General features: G+C 70.3%; 18 protein-coding genes. 7 read left to right on the top strand and 11 right to left on the bottom strand.

Annotation, left to right across the window (positions count from 1 at the left end; genetic code table 11):
• Nucleotides 1-10: 10 nt before the first annotated feature.
• From OG892_RS29840 to OG892_RS29810, 7 genes are all read right to left on the bottom strand, one after another.
• Nucleotides 11-466: a hypothetical protein gene (locus OG892_RS29840; RefSeq protein ID WP_371630724.1), complete on the bottom strand. Its 456-nt coding sequence runs from the start codon at nt 464-466 to the stop codon at nt 11-13.
• Between the two features lie 127 nt (nt 467-593).
• Complete coding sequence (locus OG892_RS29835; protein WP_371630723.1) at nt 594-2,009, bottom strand: NAD(P)/FAD-dependent oxidoreductase; 1,416 nt, start codon at nt 2,007-2,009, stop codon at nt 594-596.
• A gap of 23 nt (nt 2,010-2,032) precedes the next feature.
• Nucleotides 2,033-2,836, bottom strand: a complete 804-nt coding sequence (locus tag OG892_RS29830; RefSeq protein WP_073739146.1) for an ABC transporter permease — start codon at nt 2,834-2,836, stop codon at nt 2,033-2,035.
• Nucleotides 2,836-3,762: an ABC transporter permease gene (locus tag OG892_RS29825; RefSeq protein WP_371630722.1), complete on the bottom strand. Its 927-nt coding sequence runs from the start codon at nt 3,760-3,762 to the stop codon at nt 2,836-2,838. Before OG892_RS29825 ends, OG892_RS29830 begins: the two co-directional genes overlap by 1 nt.
• Nucleotides 3,759-4,907, bottom strand: coding sequence for an ABC transporter ATP-binding protein (locus OG892_RS29820; RefSeq protein ID WP_073739144.1), 1,149 nt, complete (start codon nt 4,905-4,907; stop codon nt 3,759-3,761). The genes OG892_RS29825 and OG892_RS29820 overlap by 4 nt, the downstream gene beginning before the upstream one ends.
• A 58-nt stretch (nt 4,908-4,965) precedes the next feature.
• Nucleotides 4,966-6,216: a spermidine/putrescine ABC transporter substrate-binding protein gene (locus tag OG892_RS29815; RefSeq protein WP_073739143.1), complete on the bottom strand. Its 1,251-nt coding sequence runs from the start codon at nt 6,214-6,216 to the stop codon at nt 4,966-4,968.
• A 43-nt stretch (nt 6,217-6,259) separates the two neighbouring features.
• A complete protein-coding gene (locus OG892_RS29810; protein ID WP_073739142.1) occupies nt 6,260-7,774 on the bottom strand; it encodes a gamma-aminobutyraldehyde dehydrogenase in 1,515 nt (504 codons plus the stop codon).
• Nucleotides 7,775-7,980: 206 nt separating this feature from the next.
• Between OG892_RS29810 and OG892_RS29805 the strand changes: the two genes are divergently transcribed.
• Nucleotides 7,981-8,541: an NADAR family protein gene (locus OG892_RS29805; RefSeq protein ID WP_199884551.1), complete on the top strand. Its 561-nt coding sequence runs from the start codon at nt 7,981-7,983 to the stop codon at nt 8,539-8,541.
• Between the two features lie 96 nt (nt 8,542-8,637).
• Here the strand turns inward: OG892_RS29805 and OG892_RS29800 are convergent, their stop codons facing one another.
• Complete coding sequence (locus OG892_RS29800; RefSeq protein WP_371630721.1) at nt 8,638-9,399, bottom strand: DUF4190 domain-containing protein; 762 nt, start codon at nt 9,397-9,399, stop codon at nt 8,638-8,640.
• A gap of 124 nt (nt 9,400-9,523) precedes the next feature.
• Here OG892_RS29800 and OG892_RS29795 point away from each other — a divergent pair, with 124 nt between their 5' ends.
• The 6 genes from OG892_RS29795 to OG892_RS29770 all read left to right on the top strand — a co-directional run bounded on the left by OG892_RS29795 (nt 9,524) and on the right by OG892_RS29770 (nt 15,371).
• Entirely contained in the window at nt 9,524-10,558 is a 1,035-nt protein-coding gene (locus OG892_RS29795; RefSeq protein WP_073739139.1) for an adenosine deaminase, read from the top strand.
• A 23-nt stretch (nt 10,559-10,581) separates the two neighbouring features.
• Nucleotides 10,582-11,286 carry a glycerophosphodiester phosphodiesterase gene (locus tag OG892_RS29790; protein ID WP_371630720.1) on the top strand — a complete coding sequence of 235 codons (705 nt, stop codon included), beginning with the start codon at nt 10,582-10,584 and terminating at the stop codon, nt 11,284-11,286.
• A gap of 65 nt (nt 11,287-11,351) precedes the next feature.
• Nucleotides 11,352-12,158 (top strand): SAM-dependent methyltransferase, encoded by an 807-nt coding sequence (locus OG892_RS29785; protein ID WP_073739137.1) that lies wholly within the window; start codon nt 11,352-11,354, stop codon nt 12,156-12,158.
• Nucleotides 12,159-12,254: 96 nt separating this feature from the next.
• On the top strand, nt 12,255-13,349 hold the full coding sequence (locus tag OG892_RS29780) for a sensor histidine kinase (protein WP_371631715.1): 1,095 nt from the start codon (nt 12,255-12,257) through the stop codon (nt 13,347-13,349).
• On the top strand, nt 13,346-14,038 hold the full coding sequence (locus OG892_RS29775; protein ID WP_371630719.1) for a response regulator: 693 nt from the start codon (nt 13,346-13,348) through the stop codon (nt 14,036-14,038). Before OG892_RS29780 ends, OG892_RS29775 begins: the two co-directional genes overlap by 4 nt.
• Before the next feature lie 61 nt (nt 14,039-14,099).
• Nucleotides 14,100-15,371, top strand: coding sequence for a serine hydrolase domain-containing protein (locus tag OG892_RS29770; RefSeq protein WP_371630718.1), 1,272 nt, complete (start codon nt 14,100-14,102; stop codon nt 15,369-15,371).
• Between the two features lie 98 nt (nt 15,372-15,469).
• On the opposite strand, the gene OG892_RS29765 is transcribed toward OG892_RS29770, so the two are convergent.
• From OG892_RS29765 to OG892_RS29755, 3 genes are all read right to left on the bottom strand, one after another.
• Nucleotides 15,470-17,389 (bottom strand): glycosyl hydrolase family 28-related protein, encoded by a 1,920-nt coding sequence (locus OG892_RS29765; RefSeq protein WP_328865253.1) that lies wholly within the window; start codon nt 17,387-17,389, stop codon nt 15,470-15,472.
• Nucleotides 17,390-17,456: 67 nt separating this feature from the next.
• Nucleotides 17,457-19,223: a glycosyl hydrolase family 28-related protein gene (locus OG892_RS29760; protein ID WP_371630717.1), complete on the bottom strand. Its 1,767-nt coding sequence runs from the start codon at nt 19,221-19,223 to the stop codon at nt 17,457-17,459.
• A gap of 283 nt (nt 19,224-19,506) precedes the next feature.
• Complete coding sequence (locus tag OG892_RS29755) at nt 19,507-20,670, bottom strand: spermidine/putrescine ABC transporter substrate-binding protein (RefSeq protein WP_073739132.1); 1,164 nt, start codon at nt 20,668-20,670, stop codon at nt 19,507-19,509.
• Nucleotides 20,671-20,724: the final 54 nt, after the last annotated feature.

Here is a 20,724-nt window from a genome sequence, read left to right as displayed (position 1 = left end):
ACCCGGCTCCCTAGATCTCCCCTGAGGCGGCCCCTCCCGCGGCCTCGTGCATCGCGAGTTCCAGCAGCGTGGCGTCGGTGAGCGTGCCCGAACCGTCCGGCGGAATCAGCCAGCGCATCCCGCCGGCGCCCCGCCCCGGGTAGGGCACCACGATCCAGGTCCCCTGGCCGGCGCCCCGCACCCCCGTCCCGATCCACCGGTCCGCGGTGCCCGGCGGCACGAAGAACCCCATGCGGGCGTCACCGAAGCCGGCGAGGACCGGCCCCGGCCGGTCGATGAGCCGGGTGAGCACATCGAGCGTCGGATAGCCCAGCTCCCCCGGCAGAATCAGCACGTCCCAGCGCCGGCCGGCGGGAAGGAGCGCGATCCCCCGGGGATTGCGCTCCCACTCCCACCGGCAGGCGGCCGGGTCCGGTGCCACCGACACAAGCCACTCGACCGCTGCCCTGACCCCCGAGCCAGCCATGACCCGCCTCCGTTCCGTATCCCACCCGCGGCGAGTCGCGGGTGCGTTCACGGAAAGAGAGCGCGGTGGAGCCGATCCATGACGCGGGTTCGGCTACCAACCGGTAGTGAACTGGGTCACGCCCGGCTCAGCTGTCGAAGCCGAGCCCCAGCCGGTCCATCGTCCGCAGCCACAGATTGCGGTGGCCGCCGTTGTCGTCGGCCCGTGCCAGGGAGCGCTTCGTCAGCTCGATCCCGGCCCACGCGAAGGGCTCCGGCGGGAACGGCATCGGCTTGCTGCGCACCATCTCCAGCGCGGTCCGCTCCGTCTCCTCGCCGGCCAGCAGGTCGAGCATCACCTCGGCGCCGAACCGGGTGGCCCCGACGCCGAGTCCGGTGTATCCGGCGGCATAGGCGACCCGGCCCTGATGGGCGGTGCCGAAGAACGCGGAGAACCGGGAACAGGTGTCGATCGCGCCGCCCCAGGCATGGGTGAAACGCACTCCGGCCAATTGCGGAAAGCATTCGAAGAACTGTCCGGCGAGCTTCAGGAACGTTTCCGGCCGCTGGTCGAGCGCGGCGCTGAGCCGGCCCCCGTACGGATAGATCGCGTCGTATCCGCCCCACAGAATGCGGTTGTCCGCGGAGAGCCGGAAGTAATGGAACTGGTTGGCGCTGTCCCCCAGTCCCTGCCGGTTCTTCCAGCCGATGGCGGCGAGCTGTTCGGCGGTGAGCGGCTCCGTCATCAGCGCGTAGTCGTAGACCGGGACGGTGTACGGGCGCACCCGCTTCACGAGCGAGGGGAAGATGTTGGTGCCGAGGGCGACGCGGCGGGCGAGCACCCTTCCGCCCGGGGTCCGGACCGCCATTCCGGTTCCGGTTCTGGCCAGCTCCAGGCCCCGGGTGTGCTCGTAGATCCGGACGCCCAGATCGAGGCAGGCCTGCTTCAGGCCCCAGGCGAGCTTCGCCGGGTGCAGCATCGCGACCCCGCGGCGGTCCCAGAGGCCGCCCAGGAATGTCGGTGAGTCGACATGGGCGCGCAGCGCGTCACCGTCGAGGAACTCGACGCCGCCGAGGCCGCGCCGCTCCAGCTCCTGGTGCCATTCCCGCAGCTCTTCGAGCTGGTGGGGCTGGGTGGCGACATCGATCTCGCCGGTGCGCTCGAATTCGCAGTCGATGCCGTAGCGGGCGACCGCCTCCTCGATGGCGTCGAGGTTGCGCGCGCCCAGCTCCTCCAGCTTCTCGATCTCGTCCGGCCAGCGTTCCAGGCCGTTGGGCAGGCCGTGGGTGAGGGAGGCGGCACAGAATCCGCCGTTGCGGCCCGAGGCGGCCCAGCCCGTCTCGTGCCCCTCGATCAGTACGACATCGCGTTCCGGTTCGCGCTCCTTGGCGAGCAGCGCGGTCCACAGTCCGCTGTATCCGGCGCCGATGACGAGGAGGTCGCAGTGCTCCTCGCCGGTGAGCGCGGGGAGCGCCTGCGGCCTGCCGGGGTCGTCCAGCCAGAACGACAGCGGCTTGGCGCCGGCGATGGACTGGGCGGCGGTACTCATGGCAACTGGGGCCATGTTTTCCAACTCCTTAGAGACTTTCAGGGTCGTGCGTTGTTCTTCCGCCGGTTCGCTATCAGCTGGCCGGCGAGAACCACCAGTACCGCAATGATGAACATCGCCGTACCGATGACGTTGATCTGCACGGGCGTGCCGCGCTGTGCCGATCCCCAGACGAACATGGGGAAGGTCACGGTCGAGCCCGCGTTGAAATTGGTGATGATGAAATCGTCGAAGGAGAGCGCGAACGCGAGCAGCGCTCCCGCGGCGATTCCGGGGGCGGCGATCGGCAGCGTCACCCGTACGAAGGTCTGCACGGGCCCGGCGTACAGATCGCGGGCCGCCTCCTCCAGTCTGGGGTCCATCGACATGACCCGCGCCTTGACCGCCGTCACCACGAAGCTGAGGCAGAACATGATGTGCGCGATGAGGATCGTCCAGAAGCCCAGCTGCGCGCCCATGTTGAGGAAGAGCGTGAGCAAGGACGCGGCCATGACGACCTCGGGCATCGCCATCGGCAGGAAGATCAGCGAGTTGATCGCGCCGCGCGCCCGGAAGCGGTAGCGGACCAGGGCGAACGCGATCATCGTGCCGAGCACGGTCGCGCCGACCGTGGCCCAGACGGCGATCTGGAGGGAGAGCGAGAGCGAGCCGCACATGTCGGCCACCCCGCAGGGGTCCTTCCAGGCGTCCAGCGAGAAGCGCTGCCAGGAGTAGTTGAACCGCCCGTTGGGCTTGTTGAAGGAGAACACCATCACGACGATGTTCGGCAGGATCATGTAGGCGAGGGTCAGCAGACCCGCGATGACGATCAGATGGCGTCGCAGCCAGCGCAGTACGGGCATCAGACCAGGTCCTCCGTCCCGGAGCGGCGGATGTAGACAGTGACCGCGATCAGGACGACCGCCATCAGGATGAAGGAGAGCGCGGCCGCCGTCGGATAGTCGAGGACGCGCAGGAACTGGGTCTGGATGACGCTGCCGACCATCTTGGTGTCGGTGGAGCCCAGCAGTTCCGCGTTCACGTAGTCACCGCTGGCCGGGATGAAGGTCAGCAGGGTGCCGGAGACGACGCCCGGCATCGAGAGCGGGAACGTCACCTTGCGGAAGGTGGTGGCGGGGGTGGCGTACAGGTCCCCGGCCGCTTCGTGCAGCCGGCCGTCGATCCGCTCCAGCGAGGTGTAGAGCGGCAGGATCATGAACGGCAGGAAGTTGTACGTGAGACCGCAGACCACCGCCATCGGGGTGGCCAGCACCCGGTTGGACTCGGTCCAGCCGAGCCAGCTGGTGACGTCGAGGACGTGCAGGGTGTTCAGTACGTCGACGACCGCGCCGCCGTCCGCGAGGATCGTCTTCCAGGCGAGCGTGCGGATCAGGAAGCTGGTGAAGAACGGTGCGATGACCAGCACCAGCACCAGGTTGCGCCAGCGCCCGGCCTTGAACGCGATGAGGTAGGCCAGCGGGTAGCCGAGCAGCAGGCACAGGATCGTGGCGGTGCCCGCGTACAGCAGGGACCGGACGAACTGCGGGTAGTAGTCGGCCAGCGCGTCCCAGTACGTCTGGAAGTGCCAGGTGACCTCGAACCCCTTCTCCAGGGATCCGGTCTGGACGGAGGTCGACCCCTGGTAGATCAGCGGCAGCGCGAAGAAGACGACGAGCCAGAGGATGCCGGGGAGCAGCAGCCAGTAGGGGACGAGGCGCTTGCGGGTGGAGGGCTTGCGCACCTTCGGCTCCTCGGTGGGAGCGGGTGGCGCCTCCTGGGTGACGCTCACGCCGCGTCCTCCACCGTCTCCACACCGGCGTCGATGTCCTGGGTGGCGTCCAGGCCGAACGTGTGCGCGGGGTTCCAGTGCAGCACGACCTCGGCGCCGGGGGTGAGCCGCGTGCGCCTGTCGACGTTCTGCTCGTACACCTGGAGCGACTTTCCGGCCGGGCTCTCCACCACGTACTGCGTGGAGACGCCGATGAAGCTGGAGTCGACGATCCGGCCGGTGACCCGGTTGCGGCCCTCCGCTATCGCGTCCGCGTCGTCGCGGTGCGCGAGGGAGATCTTCTCGGGGCGGATACCGAGGAGCAGCTTGCCGCCCTTCGCGGTCGGCGCGGGACATCGGCCGGTGGGCAGCCGCAGCTTCCCGCCACTGGCCGATACGACGATGTCGGTGCCGGTGGAGACGACCTCGCCCTCGATGAGGTTCGAGGTGCCGAGGAAGTTGGCGACGAACGTCGTCCGGGGGTTCTCGTAGAGGTCGGCGGGGTCGCCCAGCTGCTCGACCCGGCCCGCGTTCATCACCGCGACGGTGTCGGCCATGGTCATGGCCTCCTCCTGGTCGTGGGTGACGTGGACGAAGGTGATCCCGACCTCGGTCTGGATGCGCTTGAGTTCGAGCTGCATCTGGCGGCGCAGCTTGAGGTCGAGGGCGCCGAGCGGCTCGTCGAGGAGCAGCACCTGGGGGTGGTTGATCAGGGCGCGGGCGACGGCGACGCGCTGTTGCTGGCCGCCGGAGAGCTGGTGCGGTTTGCGCCGGGCGAAGTCGCCGAGCTGGACGAGCTCCAGCATGTCGTCGACCTGCTTCTTGACCGACTTGATGCCGCGCCGGCGCAGTCCGAAGGCGACGTTCTCCGTGATGTCGAGGTGCGGGAAGAGCGCGTAGCTCTGGAAGACCGTGTTGACGGGCCGCTTGTACGGGGGGAGGGCGGTGATGTCACGGCCGCCGAGCGAGACGGTGCCGGTGGTGGCCTCCTCCAGGCCCGCGATCATCCGCAGGGTGGTGGTCTTGCCGCAGCCGGACGCGCCGAGCAGCGCGAAGAAGGAACCTTGCGGGACGGTCAGATCGAGCGGTTGGACGGCGGCGAAGGAGCCGTACCTCTTGCTGATCCCGGTGAGGCGGACATCGCCGCCTGTCTGCTGCTGTGTCATGGAGGGCGGTCCCAGTGGTGTCAGAGGGGGATCGGGGGTTCTTCGGGACGGGGCGGTGTCAGGCGCCGATGAGCTTGGCGAACTTCTCCTCGTACGCCGTCTCTTCCTCGGCGGTCAGGGACCGGAAGGCGTGCGAGGCGGCCGCCATCTTCTTGTCCGGGAGGATCAGCGGGTTGTCGGCCATCGACCGGTCGATCTTGGCGAGTTCCTCGCGGACGCCGTCGACCGGGCAGACGAAGTTGATGTACGCGGCGAGCTCGGCGGCGACCGGCGGCCGGTAGTAGTGGTCCATGAGCTTCTCGGCGTTGGTCTTGTGCCGTGCCTTCACCGGGACCAGCATGTTGTCGCTGGATATGACGTAGCCGGCGGCGGGTATCGCGTACTTGATGTCCGGGTTGCCGGCCTGGAGCTGGATGATGTCGCCGGCCCAGGCGACACAGGCGGCGATGTCGCCCTTGTCGAGGTCCGCGGTGTAGTCGTTGCCGGTGAACCGGCGGATCTGGTTGCGGTCGACGCCCTTCTGGATCCGGCCGATCGCGGCGTCGTAGTCGGCGTCGGTGAAGGTGGCGGGGTCCTTGCCCATGTCGAGCAGGGTCATGCCGATGGAGTCGCGCATCTCCGAGAGGAAGCTGACCCGGCCCTTGAGCTTCGGGTCGTCGAGCAGCTGGCTGACGGAGTCGATCCTGCGGCCGCCGGTCGCCTTGGCGTTGTAGGCGATGACCGTGGGGATGCCGGCCCAGGGGTAGGAGTAGGCGCGGCCGGGGTCCCAGTCGGGGGAGCGGAACTGGGCCGAGAGGTTGGCGTAGGCGTGCGGCAGGTTCGAGGGGTCGAGCTTCTGCGCCCAGCCGAGCCGGACGATGCGGGCGGCCAGCCAGTCCGTGACGCAGATGATGTCGCGGCCGGTGTCCTGGCCCGCCGCGAGCTGCGGCTTGATCTTGCCGAAGAACTCGACGTTGTCGTTGATGTCCTCGGTGTACTTGACCTTGATCCCGGTCCGCTCGGTGAACTGCTCCAGAGTGGGCCGGTGCTTGCCGTCGTCGGTGACGTCCATGTACTCGGTCCAGTTGGAGAAGTTGACCTGCTTCTCCTTGGCCGAGTGGTCGTCGGAGGCGGCCGCGGCGTCCTCCTCCCGCTTGGCGGGAGGGATTCCGCACGCGCTGAGCACGCCCAGCCCGCCGAGTGTGAGCGCGCCGGTACCGGAGGCGCGCAGCAGTGATCGGCGGGTGAGTGCTCCCCTGCCGCTGGTCAGAGTGCGACGCATCGCGGCCAGCTGGGCCGCGGAGAGACGCTCGGGCTCGTACTGCTCCATGCGCGTTGCCCTTTCGGGTGGGTGTGCGGCCGGACCGGCCGGGTTATCGGTCCCCGAAGATCGTGCGGTGCCAGTCCTTGCGGGCGACCGCCGTGTTGTCGTACATGACGTGCTTGACCTGCGTGTACTCCTCGAAGGAGTACGACGACATGTCCTTGCCGAAGCCGCTGGCCTTGTATCCGCCGTGCGGCATCTCGCTGATGATCGGAATGTGGTCGTTGATCCAGACGCAGCCCGCCTTGATCTCGCGGGTGGCGCGATTGGCCCGGTACAGGTCGCGGGTCCAGGCGGAGGCTGCGAGCCCGTACGGGGTGTCGTTGGCGAGCGCGATGCCTTCGTCGTCGGTGTCGAAGGGCAGCACGACCAGGACCGGGCCGAAGATCTCGGCCTGGACGATCTCGCTGTCCTGGGCGGCTCCGGCGATCAGGGTCGGCCGGTAGTAGGCGCCGTCGGCCAGTTCGCCGCCGGGGGCCTCGCCGCCGGTGACGACGGTGGCGTAGGCGCGGGCCCGCTCGACGAACGCGGCGACCCGGTCGCGCTGGGCGTGGCTGATCAGCGGGCCCAGGTCGGTGTCCGGGGCGAACGGGTCGCCCACCCGGACGGTCGCCATCAGCTCCGCGACGCCCTGGACGAAGGCGTCGTACAGCGGGCGCTGGACGTAGGCGCGGGTGGCCGCCGTGCAGTCCTGGCCGGTGTTGATGAGGGAGCCGGCGACCGCTCCGTGGACCGCGGCTTCGAGGTCGGCGTCGTCGAAGACGACGAAGGGGGCCTTGCCGCCGAGCTCGAGGTGGAGGCGCTTGACGGTGGAGGTGGCGATCTCCGCGACCCGCTTGCCGACGGCGGTGGAGCCGGTGAAGGAGGTCATCACGACGTCGGGGTGGCCGACGAGGTGTTCACCGGCGTCCTTGCCCGCGCCGTTGACGATGTTGATCACACCGTCCGGGATGCCCGCCTCTGTGGCCGCCTGCGCGAACATCAGCGAGGTCAGCGGGGTGATCTCGGCGGGCTTCAGGACGATGGTGTTGCCGGCGGCGACGGCCGGGAGGACCTTCCAGGCGGCCATCTGGAGCGGGTAGTTCCAGGGGGCGATGGAGCCGATGACGCCGATCGCCTCGCGCCGTACGTACGAGGTGTGGTCACCGGAGTACTCGGCGGCGGACTTGCCTTCCAGGTGGCGGGCGGCGCCCGCGAAGAAGGACGCGTTGTCGACGGTGCCGGGCACGTCGAACTCGGTGGAGAGCTTGACCGGCTTGCCGCACTGGAGGGACTCCGCGTACGCGAAGTCGTCCGCCTGCTCGGCGAGGACCGCGGCGAACCGGTGCATCGCCTCAGAGCGCTCGGCCGGGGTTGCTCCGGACCAGCCGGGGAAGGCCGCGCGTGCGGCGGCGACGGCCGCGTCGACGTCGGCGGTGCCGGCCAGCTCGTAGCTGTGGACGGTCTTGCCCGTGGCGGGGTTCACCACGTCGTGGCTGCGTCCCGATGTGCCGGGTCGCAGTCTTCCGCCGATGTACTGCGCGCCGTCCGCGAAGCGGTCCTGTACCTGGAAGCTGTTGCCCATCACGCTCTCCTCCGCCGCTGTTCCCGGAGTGCGGGGCGGCGTAGCTCCTGCTCGATTTGAGTGCCGATCCTGGCAGAGGGGACGGAGCCCAACAAGTGATTCCGTTGTTGCCTTTTGGTTACGCAACGGAATCTGTCGACCATGTGTCGCGTCAGTGCGGAATTCCCCGTACGTAGTGTCAGTGGCGGATGCCAGACTCACGTGTCATGGAACACATGGAAGACCTCATGGTGCGGGCCGGGCGGGGCGAGCGCGTGAAGTATCTGAGGTTCTGGGGGCACCGGCCGCGGGCCGACGGGGAGATCGGGGCGAGCTGCCTGAGTCAGTGGTGGCCGTCGCCGTTCACGGTCGACGGGGTGGAGTACGCCTCTGCCGAGCACTGGATGATGGCCGGCAAGGCGCGGCTGTTCGGTGACGCGGAGGCGGAGACCCGTGCGGTGGCGGCGAAGAGCCCGGCCGAGGCGAAGAAGACGGGCCGGCTGGTCCGCGGTTTCGACGACGCGGTCTGGGAGCGCGAGCGGTACGGGCTGGTGGTGTCGGGCAGCGTCCACAAGTTCGGCCAGGATCCGGCGCTGGGGAAGTTCCTGCTCGGCACGGGTGAGCGGGTGCTCGTCGAGGCGAGTCCGATGGACCGGATCTGGGGCATCGGACTCGCTGCGGACGATCCGCGTGCGGAGGACCCGGCGGCCTGGCGGGGGCTGAATCTGCTCGGCTTCGCGCTGATGGACGCGCGGACCGCGCTGCGCGACGGCGCGAACTGCATATGAGACGGGCCCGCGGGGGCGTGGAGTGTGCTCCACGCCCCCGCGGGCCCCGCTGCCCGGCTGCTTACCGGGCGCCGCCCGGGGCACCCGGGGCCAGGGTCATCGCGCGTCCTCGATGACCAGGGACGTCCCGTAGGTGTCGCCGTCGTTGTAGTTGTCGTCGAACTCATCCGCGTGCGTGGCGAAGACCCAGATGAGGCCGCCGATGATGACGACGCCGATGGCTATGCCTATGGACCCCAGGATGAGCCCGGCCAGCGCCTGGCCGCCGTTGTCCGCCTCCCCGCGCGAGGCCCGCTTGCGGCCGATGATGCCGAAGATCAGCGCGAGCGCGCCCAGGACGAGACTGGGAATCCCGTAGACGCAGAAAAGGCAGACGGCGAGGATCCCCAGCACCATCGACGCCGTGCCCATGCCGTTCGCGGGCCCCGCACCCCACGCCGTCTGACCGCTGTAACCCGGGTAGCCGCCGCCGTACTGCGGGGCGGCCGGGTAGCCGTACTGGCCGGGGGGCGGCTGGGCCGGTCCCACCGGGTAGCCGTACTGGCCGGCGGTCGGCGGGCTCTGCTGACCAGGACCGTTCGGGCCGACGGGCGGCGGCGGCACGGCCCCCGGACCGTACGGGCCGGACGGCTGCCCCGTGTCGGCCGGAGGGCCGAAGCCGGCCGTGGGCGCGGGTCCTGGCGCGGCGTCCTGCGGCCCGTCGACGCCCGGCATCGCGGTGACGGTCTGCTGGTCGTGCACGGCCGGCGGCCGGGTGTCCGGGGTGCTCTTCTTGTCCAGCGGCACCCTTTTGTCCGGCGGAGCCCACGGATCGCGCGACACGGCCCCGTCCTCGGGCTGCTCTGTGTTGTCTGACATGGGCCTCCCCCATCGTGATGCCCGTCATGCTACGGCCAGCCCGCGTCCTACGATGACTTCCGTCCGCCGCCCGGTTCCCACGTATGTCCGGGCCCCGCGCCACCCCCTGCTCCCGGAGGATCCGATGTCCGATCTGCACCCCTTCATCGCGGGGCTGCCCAAGGCCGAGCTGCATGTCCACCACGTCGGTTCCGCCTCGCCCCGCATCGTCGCGGAACTGGCCGCGAAACACCCCGACTCCAAGGTCCCCACCGCCCCGGAGGCGCTGGCCGACTACTTCTCCTTCACCGACTTCGGGCACTTCATCGAGGTCTACCTCTCGGTCGTGGACCTGATCCGCACCCCGGAGGACGTCCGGCTGCTGACCTTCGAGGTCGCCCGCGACATGGCACGGCAGAACATCCGCTACGCGGAGCTGACCGTCACCCCGTACTCCTCGACCCGGCGCGGCATTCCGGAGCAGGGCTTCATGGAGGCCATAGAGGACGCGCGCAAGGCGGCGGAGGCCGAACTGGGCGTGGTGCTGCGCTGGTGCTTCGACATCCCCGGCGAGGCCGGACTCGCGTCCGCCGAGGAGACGGCCCGGCTCGCCGTCGACCTGCGGCCGGAGGGGCTGGTCTCGTTCGGCCTCGGCGGGCCCGAGATCGGGGTGGACCGTCCGCAGTTCAAGCCGTACTTCGACCGTGCCATCGCGGCGGGCCTGCACTCCGTGCCGCACGCCGGCGAGACCACCGGACCGCAGACGGTCTGGGACGCGCTGACCGCGCTGCGCGCCGAGCGCATCGGCCACGGCACCAGCTCCGTCCAGGACCCGAAGCTGCTGGAGCACCTGGCCGAGCACCGGATCGCGCTGGAGGTCTGCCCCACGTCGAACATCGCGACCCGCGCGGTGGCGGACATCGAGGAGCACCCGGTCAAGGAGATGGTGAAGGCGGGTGTGCTGGTCACGATCAACAGCGACGACCCGCCCATGTTCGGCACCGACCTCAACAGCGAGTACGGGGTGGCCGCCCGCCTCCTCGACCTCGACGAGCGGGGGCTCGCCTCGCTCGCGAAGAACGCCGTCGAGGCGTCCTTCCTCGACCCGGCCGGCAAGCGCAAGCTGTCCGAGGAGATCGACACGTACACGACGGGTTGGCTGGCGGGCACCGGCCGGTGACCCCGGGCGGTGACAATGGCCCCATGGCCACCCCTGTCACCGTCGTCGCGCACCGCGGCGATCCCTACCGCGTCCGCGAGAACACCCTCCGCTCGATCCGCTCCGCCCTCGAACGGGGGGCGGACGCGGTCGAGATCGACGTCCGGGTCACCCGGGACGGGGTGCCGGTCCTGCTGCACGACGCCACGCTGGAGCGGCTCTGGGGCCATGACGTGCGGCTGGACCGGCTCACCCGGCAGGAGCTGACCGAGCGGACGGCGGGCGGCGTGCCGACCCTGCGCGAGGCGCTCCTCGCCGTCGGGGCGCACCGCGTCATGGTCGATCTGCCCGGCTCCACCGAGACCTCGGTACGGCAGATCGTCGGGACGGTGCGGGAGTGCGGGGCCGGCGAGCGGGCCTACTACTGCGCGGGTCCCGAGGCGATGCTGCGGGTACGGGCCGCCGATCCGTCCGCCGAGATCGCGATGACCTGGACGACCCTCGCACCGCCCCGGGCGGCGCTGCTGGAGGCGGTGCGGCCGCGCTGGCTGAACTACCGGTTCGGCCTGGTGAGCCGGGAGCTGGCGGACCGCAACCACCGGGACGGGCTGCTGGTCTCGGCCTGGACGGCGGACACCGGGCGCACCATGCGCAGGCTGCTGCGGCACGGCGTGGACTCCATCACCACCAACCGGGTCGATGTACTGCGCAAACTGATCGCCAACTCCCCGGACCACGCCTCCTCTTGATCGGTCCGGCATCATGGACGCCACCTCATCGTCCCGATGCCAGGCCCGGCGCCAGAGGAGCAGACGTGCCCGTCCCCCACCGCAACTCCCTTCCAGCCCAGGTCCGTTCCGATGTCGCCCACAACGCCCGGGTCTGGAACCACTGGCTCGGCGGGAAGGACCACTTCCCGGTGGACCGGGCCGTCGGCGACCGGGTCACCGACATGTACCCCAGCATCAAAGAGGTGGCACGCGCCGACCGGGCGTTCCTGGGGCGCGCGGTGCGGTATCTCGCCGGTGACGCGGGCATCGGCCAGTTCCTGGACATCGGAACGGGGCTGCCGACCGCGGACAACACCCACGAGGTCGCGCAGCACACCGCGCCGGACGCCCGCGTCGTGTACGTCGACAACGACCCGATCGTCCTGGCGCACGCCCGCTCGCTGCTCACGAGTTCACCGGAGGGCGCGAGCGAGTACATCGACGCGGACGCCCGCGAGCCGGAGCAGATCCTGCGCGCGGCCCGGCGGACGCTCGACCTGGAGCGGCCGGTCGCGGTCATGCTCCTCGGCATCCTCAACTTCGTCCTCGACACGGACGAGGCGCTGCGCATCGTCCGGCGGCTGATGGACGCGGTGCCGCCCGGCAGCTACCTGGTCCTCACCCATCCCACGCTGGAGCTCGGCGGCGAGGGCAACGAGGCGGCGATGCGGTTCTGGAACGAGAACGCCACGCCTCCGATCACCGCCCGCAGCCGCTTCGAGTTCGCCGCGTTCCTGACCGGCCTCGACCTCGTCGAGCCGGGCATCGTGTCCTGCGCGCACTGGCGCCCGGCGCCCGGCACCCGGGCGGCCGAGGTCGCCCAGTTCGGCGCCGTGGCCAGAAAGCGCTGAGGGCGCCCGGTGCGCGTACGTGACGTCAGGGCCCTCACGGCCGGGCCTTTCACCGTCGATCTGCTCATCGCCCTGCTGGTGCAGGCGGCCGTCACGATGCCGTTCGTCGTGCCGCGCGCGCCGGAGCTGCCGACGGCGACGTGGACGTCGTACGGGCTGACGACCCTGCTGGTGCTGCCGCTGATCGCCCGCCGCCGGGCGCCCGTCACGGTGCTCATCGCCGTGCTCGCGGCCGGCGGCCTGTACAAGTTCGCCGTCGACGGGCCGGGCCAGCCGCTCCCGTACACCGGGCTGGTGGCGTTCTACACCGTCGCCGAGCTCTCCTCGCCGCCGAAACGGATCGCCATCGCGCTGGTCACGGCGGTCGCGGTGCTGGCGTCGACCGGGCTCGACAGCACCGACCTGCGGGAGCTGCTCTTCTCCCTGTTCGTGTTCGCCGCGGCCTACGCCTTCGGCCGGCTCGCCGTGACCCGGAAGGCGTATCTGCGTGCGGTGGAGGACCGCGCCCGCCAGCTGGAGCTGACGCACCGGATCGAGGCGGAGCAGGCCGCGGCCCGCGAACGGGCCCGGATCGCCCGGGAGATGCACGACATCCTGTCCCATGCGGTGAGCCTGATGATCGTGCAGGCGGAGGCAGGACCGGTGGCGGTGCGTACGGCACCGGACCGGGCGGAGGCCGCGTTCGACGCGATCTCGGAGACGGGCCGCGACGCCATGGTGCAACTGCGCCGCATGCTCGGCGTGCTGCGCGAGGACGAGGGTCCCGGCGGTGCGCCGCGCCGGCCGCAGCCGGCGCTGGCCGGACTGCCGGGGCTCGTCGAGCGGGTGCGCGGCAGCGGCCTCGCGGTGTCGTACGAGGTGACGGGAGCGCCGCGGACACCGGGGCCGGCCGTCGAGACGACCGTCTACCGGATGGTGCAGGAGGCCCTGACCAACGTGGTCAGGCACGCGGACGCGGAGACCGTCCGGATCCGGCTGGACCACGGCTCCGAGGAGCTGACCCTGACGGTCACCGACGACGGGCACGGCCCCGGGACCGGCACCGGTCTGGGGCTGGTCGGCATCCGGGAACGCGCCGCCGCACACGGCGGCACGGCACGCACCGGTCCGGGGCCGGGCGGGCGGGGGTTCGAGGTGCGGGTGACGATTCCGGGGACGGCACCGGACAGAAGGGCAGGGGTGGGGCGTTGACGATCCGTGTGGTGGTGGCGGACGACCAGGAGCTGGTGCGCAGCGGTTTCGCGATGATCCTGGACGCGCAGCCGGACATCGAGGTGGTGGCGGAGGCGGGTGACGGTGCGCAGGCGGTGGAGGCGGTACGGCGGCTGGCGCCGGAGGTGGCGCTGCTCGACATCCGGATGCCCGGCACGGACGGCATCGAGGCGTGCCGCGCGATCAGCGCGCGGAGCGGCTGCCGGACGGTCATGCTGACGACCTTCGACTCCGACGAGTACGTCTTCGAGGCGCTGCGCGCGGGGGCGAGCGGCTTCCTGCTGAAGGATGTGCGCCGCGACGACCTGGTGCACGCGGTGCGGGTGGTGGCGGCCGGTGAGTCGCTGCTCGCACCGTCGGTGGCACGCCGGCTGATCGCCGAGTACACCTCGCGCCCGGCCGCCCCGGCGGTCGTGCCGTCGGCGCGCCTGGACGTGCTGACCGGCCGGGAGCGCGAGACGCTGCTGCTTCTGGCGCGCGGTCTGTCGAACGCGGAGATCGCGGCCGCGCTGGTGGTGAGCGAGCACACGGTGAAGACCCATGTCGGCAATGTGCTGTCCAAGCTGGGGCTGCGCGACCGGATCCAGGCCGTGATCTGTGCGTACGAGTGCGGTGTCGTCACTCCCTCGCCGGAGGGAGAGACGGCCACGGCTCCCCCGCGCGGGTGAGGAATCCCGGTGCCGGGGATCGCCCGGCCGGGCGATCCGCCCGGGTGCCCGGATCAACAGGATGGATTCCGCAGCAAGTTACGGATTCCACACCTCGGAGGCACCGGCCGTGAACACCCGCACCACACGCATCGCCCTCGCCACAGCCCTGGTCCTCGGCATCGCCGGGGCAACCGTCGCACCCGCCTCCGCCGGGGCTCGCGTCCCGGCGGGCGCGCACCCCACCGCCGGCCCGGCCGCCCGCCCGTCCAGCGGCCCGTCCACCACCCAGGCACCGGACGCCGAGGCGCTGCGGGCCGCGATCAGCGGGCTCCCGGCGGACGACGCGACGGCCGCGCTGGTCCGGGTCAGCGGCACCGACGGCGCCTGGCGGGGCAGCTCCGGCGTCCACGATCTGGCCCCCGGCCGCCCGGCGGACCCGGACGGGCGCTTCCGGGTCGGCTCGGTCACCAAGGTCTTCACGGCGGCCGTGGTGCTGCAACTGGCCGGCGAGGGGAAGCTCGGCCTGGACCGGTCGGCCCGGCACTACCTGCCGGACCTGATCCCGGCGGCGTACGGGCAGGTCACCGTGCGGCAGTTGCTGAACCACACGAGCGGCATCCCGTCCCCCGATCCGGGCAACGGCGACACCCTGGAGGACTGGTACGCGCACCGCTTCGACGTGCAGGATCCGGCGGCGACCGTGCGCGACGCGACCGCGCTCGAACCGGACTTCGCACCCGGCACGCAGCAGCACTACGACAACATCGGCTACACCGTGGCGGGCCTGCTGATCGAGCGGGTCACCGGGGACACGTACGCCTCGCAGGTCTCCCGCCGCGTCCTGAAGCCCCTGCGGCTGGCGGACACCTACTTCCCCGGCACCGATCCGGCGGTCAGAGGACCGCACAACCACGGCTACCAGGTCTTCGGCACGTCCGGCGAGCTGCGTGACGTCACGGTGTGGGGGGCGACCGACGCGTGGGCGGCGGGGGACCTGATCTCGACGACCGCCGATCTGGAGCGCTTCACCCGGGCGCTGTTCGGCGGCCGGGTGGTGCGGGGGCCGCTGCTCCGGGAGATGTTCACGCTGCCGGACGCGTCGGTGCGCGAGTACGGCACGGGCAGGCCCGCCGCGTACAGCGCGGGTCTGTCGGTGATCAGGCTGGGCGGCCGCGAGGTGTGGGGCAAGACGGGCGGCCGCTGGGGCTACAACACGGCCATCGCCGCCACCCCCGGCCTGTCGCGGACGCTCGTCTACAGCGTCAACGCGACGGACGCGAAGGGCGCGGCCATGAACGCCACGGCGATGAACATCATGGTGGCGGCGTTCGGGGCGCCGGACCCGGAGTGAGCGGGGCGCACGCGACGCCACCGGGCCGCCCGGATCCGGTACGCGGATCCGGGCGGCCCGGTGGCAGCGGCGGGGCGAGGAGCCCGCGCCGCGAGCCGCTACCGGCCCTGTCCACTCCCCCGTTCCTCGGTGGAGGACCGCGCCGGAGCCCCGTTGATCACGAACTGGGATCCGGGTTCGACAGTCACGTCCCCGTCACGCGAGCCGCTGATCGTCACATCGGTGAGCGTGGCGCTGCCCCGCGCGCCGCCCATGGCGAGGATGCCGGAACCGTTGGCGGACCCGGAGATGTTCACGTTGCTGATCTTGACGTCCGGGACCTCGCCGCCGCCGGTCTTGAACTGGATGCCGTCGTACGTCGAGTCCTCGATATCGGTGTCACGGATGGTGACACCGGGGATGCCGGAGCCCTGGGCGAACAGGGTGATCGCGCCGAACTCCTGGTCCTCGTTCCAGAACGCGCCGCCGGTGCGGTAGAGCCCGTTGTTCGCGATCAGGGTCTCCCCGGAGAAGGGCACCGGGTCGTGGTCGGTGGCCAGCATGATCCCGGGGTAGTTCATGGTGTCGGAGACGATGTTGTTCTCGATCTTGTTGCCGTAGCCGCCGTAGACCGCGATGCCGTTGGCCCGCCAGGGCAGCTGGATCGTGTTGTTGCTGAAGACGTTGTCGTGGCCGACGTCGACCGAGGGGTCCTTGACGTACTTGCTCGCCCACACCGCCAGCGAGTCGTCCCCGGTGTTGCGGAAGGACGAGTCGGTGACGGAGGAGTTGCGGGTGCCGTTGGTGAAGTTGATGCCGTCCGCGTAGGTGTTGCGGATGCGCATCCCGGTGAATTCGAGTCCGTCGCCGGGGCCCCACAGCTCAGGGATGTTGCTGTAGTCGCGGCCGACCCAGGTGGCGACGTTGGCGTGCTCGATCCAGACGTTGCTGATCTTGGTGTCCTTGCCGAAGCGGCCGTTGAGACCGACTCCGCCCTCGGCGTTGCCGTCACCGCCCCGGATGGTGCCCGAACCGAAGATCGCGATGTCCGAGATCTGGGTGTTGTCGTCGATGTCGAAGCCGAAGTTCCCCTCGTGCGGGTGGTTGATGCCGCCCGCGTCCTGCGGCGCGGTCAGCGTGTACAGCTGCGAGTGCCACATCCCGGCGCCCCGGATCGTGACGTCACTGATGCCCACCTGGTTGTACTGGCCCCGGTCCAGCGGGTCGTCGGTGAGGATCTTCTGCTCCTGGCGCCACTGCCCGGCCGGAATCCACACGCAGTCGATCTCGCCGTTCTGGTCGGCGGTGACGGCCGCCTGGATCGCGTCGGTGTCGTCCTTCCCGTCGTCGGGCACCGCACCGTACTCGGTGATCGAGGTGCACTCGGCGGGCTTGCTCGCGGGCGGCGCCACCTGCTCCAGGTCGACCAGGTCGACGACGTAGTACGCGGCGTCGTCACCGGCGTCCCGCTGGAGCCGGAAGGTGGTGCCCTCGGGGTAGGTCTTGTCGAGCAGCGCGTGCGACTCGTCGAACAGCCGCCGCGCGTCGCCGCCGGGGTTGTTCGTCAGGCCTTCCGGGTCGTCCGTGCTGCCGTACAGCCAGCTGTGCTTGGACGACAGGTCCAGCTTCTGTACGAACGTGCCGTCGGCGTAGAGGCTCAGCGTCTTGTCCTGGCCGCCGCCGCCCGGCGCGTCGGGGATGGAGTTGCGGACGACGATGGAATTGGTGCTGCCGGCCGAGGTGAACTCCACGTACTGGCCCGTGGAGTCGAGGCGTACCGACTTGCGGCCCGAGGACTCGGTGGCGAAGTTGGTGTGCCCGAAGGTGCGGGTGGCGTCCGTCTCCAGCAGGGTTCCGTCGTAGCTGCCGTCCTCCGCCTCGTACTCGGCGAACGGGGAAGACGCGCCGCGGGCTGCCGCGGCGGCGGATGTCTCGGGGGCCACCGGCGCCGCGTGGGCGGCCGGTACGAGCCATGCGGCGGTCAGGGCGGCGCCGAGTGCGACGGCGATGCCCGGCCGGCTCCAGTCTCTCCTTGTCACAGTGTGCATTCCTCTCGGTGGGGGGTGGTGCGTGTGGGGGGGGGGTGGTGCGTGTGGGGAGGTGTCGCTAGTTGCCGCTGTCCGGCTCGGGCCAGGCGGAGCAGTCGTCCCAGGTGGTGTCCCAGCCGGTGTTGCCGCCGCCGTCGGTGAGCGTGAAGGTGCCGGAGCCCTCGGGGTAGGGGCAGTTGTATACGCCTGCCGCGCCGGTCCCGGTGGCGGTGACGTTCGACATCGTCACGGCGCCGGGCGTCTCGGCCTGCACGACGACCGTGCCGACGCCGTCGACGGCCGACCCGTCGACGGTCACGTTCTTGACGTCCTTGCCGGTACCGCCGCCCGAGACGAACTCGTAGGCGCTGTAGGGGCTGTCCGTGATGGTGGTGCCGGTGATGTTCACGTTCGCCTCGATGGCGCTGTCGTACGCGTCCACCCGCAGCGCACCCATCGGGTGGCCCCAGTTGGGGTTGACGGCCCCGGTGCGCACGAGGGTGTTCCCGGAGACGGTGATGGTGCCGCCGAGGGGGAAGAACGGGTCGGCGAACTTCTGGTTGGAGATGGCGATGCCGCTGCCCAGCGCGTTGGTGTCGCTGATCAGGTTGTCCTTGACGGTGATGTCGCTGCCGCCGTAGATGGCGATGCCGTTCGCCAGGTTGGGCTGGGAGATGGTGTTGTTCGCGAAGGTCGAGTCGGTGTCGGCGGCGTTCAGCGACCACATGGCGAGCGAGTCGTCGCCCTGGTTGCGCAGGAAGTTGTCGCGCACCTGCACGCCGTGGGCGCTGCCGTTGAGGTTCAGTCCGTCCGCGGTGGTGTCGAGGATGCGGTTGTTCTCGACGACCAGGTTGTCGTTGTTGCCGGTCAGCCAGAGCCCGACCTTGAGGTGCTGCAGCCACATGCCGCTGACCCGGGAGTCCGGGCCGAGGGAGCCGTTGACGAAGTTGTCCGGGTTGCTGTCGACCCGCTCGGTGACCTCTCCGACGACCGCGAAGTCCTTGATGGTGACCTTGCCCGCGGAGCTGCTCTGGTTGATGAACCGGGAGGCGTGCACGACCGAGTGCCAGCTGCCCGCGCCCTGGATCGTCACGTTCTCGACGCCGCTCAGCTCGGAGTCCAGCTTGAAGTCACCCACCGGGATCCACACCGTGCCGCCGCCTGCCCTGGCCTCGGTGATCGCGTCGCGGAAGGCCTGGGTGGAGTCCTGCTGTCCGGTGGCGTCGGCGCCCTTGTCGACGACGGAGACCGCGCCGGAGGGGGCGGTGGCGGGCTCGTCCACCTGCTCGAAGTCGGCCACGTCGACGGTGACCTCGGTGCCGGCGGCCTCCAGCTTCACCTTGTCGCCCGCCTGCACGTCGCGGCCGAGCAGGAGCCGGGCGTTGTCGAAGAGGTGGTGGGTCTTCGCGCCGGCGATCCAGGGGGTGTCGACGTAGCTGTACTTGGAGGTGACGGCCAGCGACGCGTCGAGCTTGGTGCCGTTGACGTAGACGGCGAGCGAACCGCTCTGCCCGTCGGGCACGTTGTAGGCGACGTTCACCGCGTTGGCGGCCCGGTCGAGGGTGAACTCGACGCTCTGCCCGCTGCTCAGCCGCACCGCCTGCCGGCCCGACGCCTCGGAGGCGAGGGTGCCCTGGGTGTAGTCGGGGCCGATCTTCTGGCCGGTGGTGGAGGCGGACTCCGCCTCCGTGGAGCTGAACGGGAGGGTGGCGCCGGCCGCGGCCACCGCTCTCGGCTCCGGGGCCCGCTGGGCGGAGGCCTGGCCGGTGACGCCGATGACCGTGCCCACGAGGGCGACCGCGACGGCGAGGACATACGAACTGCGCGTGGGGGATGACGTGCGCATGACACTCCATTTCTGCTGTGACTGGTGCTTCCCGGTGGGGGAGGTGGGGGGGCGGGGGAAGCGCCTGTCACTCAAGCATCACGGACACGTGAACACAAGATGTCGCTCAGATATTGCAAATTTTCGACAGCGCGTTGAAACAACCAACTGTCGCCCAGGCGCAGCGGGAAGAGAGCCGGGCCGCACCACGAAGAACCGGCACCACGCGCATTCCGCGTGATGCCGGTTCCTGGCCGTCAGTGACCGACGAAAGCCCTGGCCACAGGCGATCGGGGCGGTTCCCTCACAACCCGACTATGGAGTTCCACTTCTTGGCGAACCCGGTGCGCTCCTCGGAGGTGATGTCGCGGGCGATCGCGAGCCGCTTGCGCATGGCGTCGTCGGGGAAGATCAGCGGGTCCTCCGCGAGTGCGGCGGTCTCCTCGTCCTTGGATGAGGCCAGCACCTCGCGGGCGGCCGGGACCGGGCAGACGTAGTTGACCCAGGTCGCCAGTTCGGCGGCGACCTCGGGCTCGTAGTAGTAGTCGACGAGCTTCTCCGCGTTGCGCTTGTGGTGGGCGAGGTTGGGGATCATGAGTGATTCCGCCCAGAGCTCGGCGCCCTCCTCCGGCACGACGAACTCGATCTCCGGGTTGTCCGCCTGGAGCTGGATGACGTCGCCGGAGTAGGCCTGGCAGGCGAGCACGTCCCCGGTGGAGAGGTCCTTGATGTAGTCGTTGCCGGTGAAGCGGCGGATGTGCTTCGTCTTCACCAGCTTCTCCACCTGGTCGCAGATGTCGTAGAAGTCGTCGCGCTTCCAGCGGGTGATGTCGACGCCGTTGCCCTGCATCAGCAGCGCGAAGGACTCGTCGAGCCCGGAGAGCAGCGTCACCTTGCCGCGCAGATCGGGCGCCCACAGGTCGCTCAGGTGCTTGATCTCGCGGCCCAGCCGCTTGCGGTTGTACGCGATGCCGGTGATCCCGGACTGCCAGGGGACGCTGTGGGTGCGGCCCTTGTCGAAGGCGGGCGAGCGCAGCTGCGGATCGAGGTACTTCGCCACGTTGGGCTGCTTGGCCCGGTCCATCTCCTGGACCCAGCCGAGCCGGACGAACCGGGCGGCCATCCAGTCGCTGATGACGATGAGGTCGCGCCCGGTCTGCTGGTGGTTCATCAGCGCGGGGCTGATCTTCCCGAAGAACTCGTCGTTGTCGTTGATCTCCTCGGTGTACGTGACGGAGATCCCGGTGCGCTTGCTGAAGGCGTCCAGGGTGGGCCGCTTCGACTGGTTCTCGTCGTCGGTGTCGATGTAGAGCGGCCAGTTGGCGAAGTGCAGGGTGTGGTCACTGGCGGAGGAGTCGCGCCCGGCCCGGTCACCCGGCTTCACATAGGCGGCGGGCACTCCGCAGCCGGCCAGCGTGGCACCGGCCGCCCCCGCCCCGAGGGCGCGGAGCAGGGACCGGCGGGACATGGGGTTCTTCGGGATTGCTCGCACCTGCGCAGGATGCCCGTCGGGGGGCAGGGC

The sequence above is a fragment of the Streptomyces sp. NBC_00341 genome, from assembly GCF_041435055.1.
Classification (GTDB): domain Bacteria; phylum Actinomycetota; class Actinomycetes; order Streptomycetales; family Streptomycetaceae; genus Streptomyces.
The sequence above is the reverse complement of the archived record's forward strand: the minus strand, read 5'-3'. Positions and strand labels throughout refer to the sequence as shown.